The following is a 6,564-nucleotide window of genomic DNA, read 5'->3' as shown; positions in this document are numbered from 1 at the left end:
AAAACCACGACAAGTTCGGACTTTGCAACCGTAGGTCGTGCAGCGACAGAAGAACAATTAAAGACGATCCAGACAGGTTTAACTGATTCAGGTTTTGGTCTTAAGGCGGCGGATAGTAATACGGTTAATAAAAAGTTAGGCGAAACCATTGATATTGTAGGCGCCGATAGCAATATCACCACCAAAGTCGTGAATGGTCAGGTTGCCGTTGAGCTTTCCAAAAATATAGATTTGAGCAAAGCGGGTAGTTTAACGGTTGGTAACACTAAAGTGACTGACGGCAAGGTTGAACTAAAAGATGGTGCAAAATCAAATAGCAGTACGGTAGATGGTACCGTGGTGTCTGATGGCACAAATACGACCACCGTAGGTGCATCTCAAATTACGGTTGGGGCTGGATCAAACCCAATTATTATTAATGGAGCCACAGGTCGTGTTAGTGGCTTAACCAATACCACATGGGATCCGAATGCAACCTATAACCAGAAGCAAGCGGCCACAGAAGAGCAGCTTAAATCGGTTAGTGACGTTGCTCAAAATGCCAATAAAGGCTGGAAATTCACTTCAACAAACAAAGGCGGAGTCGCATCAGCTGCGCAGAAGATTGCACCAGATGAAACCTTGGATTTTAATAACACAGACGGTAACATTAAATTAGCTGCTACAGCGAATAATCTGACCGTAAATCTAAATCCTGATGTGAATTTGACTTCAGCCGGAAGTTTAACAGTTGGATCTTCTAGCATAAAAAATAATGAAGTCAAAGTGGGCTCTAATACCTTGACTGACAATGGATTGACAGTGGGTTCGACCAATGTGACCTCTGGTAATGTTACAGGCCTAACCAACAAAACCACGACAAGTTCGGACTTTGCAACCGTAGGTCGTGCAGCGACAGAAGAACAATTAAAGACGATCCAGACAGGTTTAACTGATTCAGGTTTTGGCCTTAAAGCAGCGGATAGTAATACAGTTAATAAGAAGTTAGGTGAAACCATTGATATTGTAGGTGCCGATAGCAATATCACCACCAAAGTCGTGAATGGTCAGGTTGCCGTTGAGCTTTCCAAAAATATAGATTTGAGCAAAGCGGGTAGTTTAACGGTTGGTAACACTAAAGTGACTGACGGCAAGATTGAACTAAAAGATGGTGCAAAATCAAATAGCAGTACGGTAGATGGTACGACTGTAACTGATGGCACTAATAGCAGTACAATCGGAGCAGGTTCAATTAGCGTTAGTAATGGAACTAATCAGACATTGATAGGGGCAACACAGGTCGTAGTGGGTGGAGCATCTCCGGTGACACTAAATGGAGCTACAGGTCGTGTTAGTGGATTAACCAATACCGCATGGGATCCGAATGCAACCTATAACCAAAAGCAAGCGGCTACAGAAGAGCAGCTTAAATCGGTCAGTGATGTTGCTCAAAATGCCAATAAAGGCTGGAATGTTAAATCGGATTCAACTTTAGCATCTACTCAAGTTAAACCAGAAGATACTGTTGATATAGGTCTGGCGAATGACGAAAAGAATCTTAAGGTTGCAGCGATTAATAGTAATGGAACCACGACCATTGACTTTAGTCTGAGTAAAGATTTGCTGCTAGATAGTGTGAATGCAGGTGGAACAGTTATTGATAAGGGCGGCCTAAGATTTGTTGACCCTATTACAGGTTTACCTTTGTCTAATACTCCATCGATCTCTTTAGGTGGAATTAATGCGGGTAACCAAATTATTAGCAATGTGGCCCCAGGTAAAAATGGAACAGATGCAGTCAATGTGAATCAGTTAAATGATGTAAAAGCGATTGCAGAAGAAGGATGGGTGTTTACTACAGCTACATCAGGTAAGGGGCAAACTGTAAATTCATCACTTCAAACGATTAAGCCGAATCAAAGATTTACCATGATTTCTGGTGATAACGTGGAGCTTATTCAAAATGGCGACAAGGTGACTATTACCACCACACCAGAAGTGAATTTTGATAAAGTAACGGTCGGCAATGTGGTCATTGATAAAACCACCAATAAAATTACGGGTGTAGAAGCGGGAACCGTCGCAGCAAATTCAAAAGATGTGGTAAATGGCAGTCAGCTTCACGATCTGGGTAGTGGTGTTCAAAATATTATTGGTGGCAATACCACTTATGATCCTAATACTGGGACATATACCAATAATAATATTGGGGATACTGGACAAAATAACATCAATGATGCGATCAAATCGATCAATGACACCGCCCAAAATGCCAATAAAGGTTGGACAGTTTCCACCAATGGTCAAAATGCAAGTCAGGTAAAACCAACGGATACTGTGGATTTTGCTAATAAAGACGGCAATATCAAAGTCAATAACACAGGCAATAACATTACGGTTGACTTGGCGAAAGATATTCAAGTTGATAGTGTTACGGCTGGTGATACAACGGTGAATAACAATGGTTTAACCATCAATGGCGGGCCAAGTGTAACCAAAAATGGTATCGATGCAGCTGGTAATAAAGTCACTGGTGTTGCAGAAGGCAGCATTGCTCAAGGCAGTAAAGATGCAGTCAATGGTAGCCAGATTCATGACATTATCGGTGATGGTGCATTTCAGGGAGGCGATGGCAATACCATTACCAATATTGGAGGCACGGGTGCAACCAACATTAATGATGCGATTGGATCAATCAATCAAAAAGCAGGTCAACATAGCACTGTTGAAGCAGGTCAAAATATTACGGTTAAAGAAAGTACCAATAGTAATGGCGGTAAAGAATACACCGTTGCGACCGCAGATGATGTGAAATTTAACTCGGTCACCTCAAATACAGTGACTGCAAATAATGTGAAAGTCGGCGATGTAAATATTGACCAAAATGGTATTAATGCAGGCAATCATAAAATCACAAATGTGGCACCGGGTGAAATTTCCAGCACATCCAAAGATGCTGTCAATGGTTCGCAATTAAATACCTCGAATCAATATATCGTGAACTCGCTGGGTGGTGGTGCCAAGTATGAAAATGGTCAATTTACTGGCCCTACCTACAATGTGAATAACGGAAGTTATAACAATGTCGGAGATGCTTTGGGTGCATTAAATCAGGCAGATATCAATCTTGGAAATCGAATTACCAATCTTGGAGATCGTTTGGAACAAGTGTTCTATAACGTAAATGGCCGTATTGATGATGTTGAGAAAAAAGCCAATGCAGGTATTGCTTCTGCGATGGCACTGGAAGGAGCGCCTTTTGTTGCGGGTAAATTTACCTATGCTGTAGGCGCTGCTTATCATGGTGGAGAAAATGCAGTCGGTGCAACCTTGCGTAAAACTGCGGATAATGGTCGCTGGTCAATTACAGGCGGTGTTGCAGCAGCGTCGCAGGGAGATCCAAGTGTCCGTGTGGGTATCAGTGGTGTGATTGATTAATTTCATGAATGCTCAACAGGAGATGGATGGGCCATCTCCTTTCACAAAAATATTAAAGAGAACAAAAGCTATGCAAATCAAAAAAACTTTTATGTTCGCTGCAATGTTGGGCTTTATGATGTCTGCAACAGCAGCTGAACCGACGGCAACGACAGAACAAATTACTTTCCCTGACATCAGTAAAAGCTATCTTAAACAGGTATTACGTTATGAAGTGGCTGATGTAGTTCGTTTAGATACTGGATTGAATAAAGACCAGATCAGGCACCTATTAGGTAATCCACAATTTAATGAAGGAATTTTTGGTGCAAAAGTCTGGAATTATGTGTTGGATATTCGTGTACCGAACAGTAATGATTATAAACGTTGCCAGCTTCGTATTGATTTTGACAAGAACAATAAGGCTGAGCGATTATCTTGGAAAGGTCAGGATTGTGAAGCTTTAATACATCCTAGCAATCCAGCACCAACTTTAACCCCAACTCCAGTACCTGTTGCTCCAGCACCCGTTCGATCAAAAGATATCCTATTCGCTTTTGATCGCTCAGATGTTGCAGGAATTACAACTGGAGTAGATTCGGTCAAAGAAATTGCAGAACAGATTAATCATTCACAAGATCATCGTCCTGTGATTGTTGCGGGTTATACTGATCGATTAGGGTCTTATGCATATAACCAAAAACTTTCTGCAAAACGCGCACAAACGGTAGCAACATTGTTGACGCAATATGGCATTGATTCAAATCGTATAAAGATAGAAGCGAAAAATCAGACCACTGCCTATCAACAATGTGGGACAAACTCAGATAAGTCTCAACTGGTTGAATGTCTAGAACCCAATCGCCGTGTCAATGTAAATTGGTAAGTCAAGCAAATTGATAAAGAAGTACGCTTGAGGCGTACTTTTTTACGGCTTATTTGATAACACTTTTGGATGCATCACTAAACGATAATAAGCAATGAATAAGAAAATCCCTGCGGCACAGCTCAAAAAGATCAGTTTAGGTAATACAAAATAAGTTTGGGTACCCATCTGATTGAGTTGTATAAATAATTGCACAGCATGGGTCGAAGGTAATAGCCAAGTAAAACCCTGTATCCATAACGGCATTGCTTGAATAGGCCAGGCAATGCCTGTTAATAAAAATAAGGGAATAGAGGTCGAAACCAGAAAAAGTCCAGCTCGTTCAGACATATCCAAGAGCGAACCAAAAAGTAGACCTAATCCAGTGACACAACTGACGAAAATGGGTACAGCCAACAGCATTCCCCAGAAGTTTCCGCCACGTGGATAGTCATTAACCCAAAAAATGAAGCCAAATAAATAAAAACAACCTAAGCAGCCAATGGTAAAAAAGCAGGCAAAAATTCCCCAAAATTCACTTGCTTTCGGACGCCAGTTTTTTTCTCGAAAACCGCCAATCAACATGCCCAAACCTAAAACAATGGTTTGATGAATAATCACAGGTGCGACCGCAGGAAAAATATAACTTCCATAACCTGATAAGGTATTAAATAAAGGGATTTGGTGGATTGAAAGTTCGGGTTTGAAATGTGAAATTTTTCCAAAGCGTTCGGCTTGTTCACGAATTGCATTTTCAATCGCAGTGGCTAAGCCTAATCCAATATCTTTGGTTTTTAAAAAGTAGGCAGTACTGATATAAAGTCCGATCCCTCCAACTTCGCCGCGTTGAATACTATTAGACAGATTGTTGGGTAAATACAAGATGCCATCCGCTTTTTGGTTACGCACCATTTGTTCGGCTTCAAGAAAATTACCAGTAACTGCTTTAATCTTCACATCAGGACTATTGGCAACTTGAGTAATGATCGTTGAAGTAACGACGCTCTGTTCTTCATCTACAATGACGATAGGAAGGGATTCAGCGTGTTCTGCCTTATAAGCCGTTGGATAAAAGATACTATAAAAGAAAACAGATAAAATGACGGTGGTCAAAATAGATGAGTTTTTAAAAATATTTTTAAATGTTTCAAGATAGTAGTGAAAGAAATTATGCATTGCTTTGCTCCTTCACTAACTTTTTCATGAGTAACACACTCAGCGCAAAATAAAATAGACAATAGCCCAGTAAAATAAGAAAAGGCCAGACTGAAATTAAGATATCACTCCCTACGACCCATTGCTCTGTTTGTAAACGTGCATAAGGGGTATAAGGAATGATCATTGACCAAAACTGAGTAAAAATGGGAGCATTATTTAATGGTAATGTGACACCCGCAAAGCTTAACGATGAGCCTCCATAAACTGCAATAAACCCAAAAGTTCGTCCTAAATTTTTACTGGCAAGCACTACCGTTGAACTAATAAAGGCATAGGCAAAATACAGTAAAATTTGTCCTGCCAGTATCATCACTAAGCTTCCTGCAACAAACCAACCTCTAATCTCGATTAACCAAAACATCCACGCCCAAGTCCAGAAAGTATAAATCACCACATAGACCAATATTTTTGCAAAAAGTGCTTGGATATAATCATCTTGGTTTGCCCAGTCAGGTACAGTTTCTCTTTTTAATTCCTGTCCAATCGCAAATGCCACACAGCAACATAGTAATAAATGTAAAATAGCAGGAATAACAAAAGGTTCTAAGTAAAATTCATAACTTAAATTTGGATTATATAAAGTTGAAATTTTAACGTTGGGTGTTGGCATACTGAGGTAAGGCAGCACATTTCCCAGATAACTTTCTCCAGCAAAATCTGCCATGCCATTCAAAACAGACAAAAGCATGGCCGATGAAACCGTATTTCCCACACTAAAAAATGACTGATTAAACACTATACTAATTTGGGCATCCTGCGCATTGACCAAACGTTGTTCTGCGCCCGCAGGGATATGGACATAACCCCAGATTTTGGTTTGGTTGAGTAAATTCTCAACTTCAGTCTGGTTTTGAGTTTGGTATTTTACATCGAGGGTATGATTGAGGGATAAATCACGACCAATGTTACGACTAAGTTCACTCTGATCCTGATCAATGACGGCAATTGGCAAATGATCTGGTTTGCCCGTATAAAACATGCTACCAAATAACAAAATGATAAATAGTGGGGCAATCACCACCATGGCCAGATCCCACTTATTGTGGAGGAGATAGCGTAGCTCTCGTAACATACTGGCAAGCATG

Annotated in this window: 4 protein-coding genes; 2 read left to right on the top strand and 2 right to left on the bottom strand. The window is 40.5% G+C overall.

What is annotated here, in order from left to right; translation table 11 throughout:
- A partial coding sequence (locus F944_RS17295) for a YadA-like family protein (RefSeq protein ID WP_004990472.1) occupies positions 1–3,417 on the top strand: 3,417 nt, incomplete at its 5' end.
- A 70-nt stretch (positions 3,418–3,487) separates the two neighbouring features.
- Positions 3,488–4,282, top strand: a complete 795-nt coding sequence (gene tpgA, locus F944_RS10965) for a trimeric autotransporter adhesin/peptidogylcan-associated protein TpgA (protein ID WP_004990470.1) — start codon at positions 3,488–3,490, stop codon at positions 4,280–4,282.
- A gap of 42 nt (positions 4,283–4,324) precedes the next feature.
- On the opposite strand, the gene F944_RS10960 is transcribed toward tpgA, so the two are convergent.
- Positions 4,325–5,437 (bottom strand): ABC transporter permease, encoded by a 1,113-nt coding sequence (locus tag F944_RS10960; protein WP_004990468.1) that lies wholly within the window; start codon positions 5,435–5,437, stop codon positions 4,325–4,327.
- Positions 5,430–6,563 carry an ABC transporter permease gene (locus F944_RS10955; RefSeq protein WP_004990466.1) on the bottom strand — a complete coding sequence of 378 codons (1,134 nt, stop codon included), beginning with the start codon at positions 6,561–6,563 and terminating at the stop codon, positions 5,430–5,432. Before F944_RS10955 ends, F944_RS10960 begins: the two co-directional genes overlap by 8 nt.
- Between the last annotated feature and the right edge of the window lies 1 nt (position 6,564).

It is taken from the genome of Acinetobacter ursingii DSM 16037 = CIP 107286 (genome assembly GCF_000368825.1).
Taxonomy (GTDB): Bacteria; Pseudomonadota; Gammaproteobacteria; order Pseudomonadales; family Moraxellaceae; genus Acinetobacter; species Acinetobacter ursingii.
This window is presented reverse-complemented; position numbering and strand designations above follow the sequence as displayed.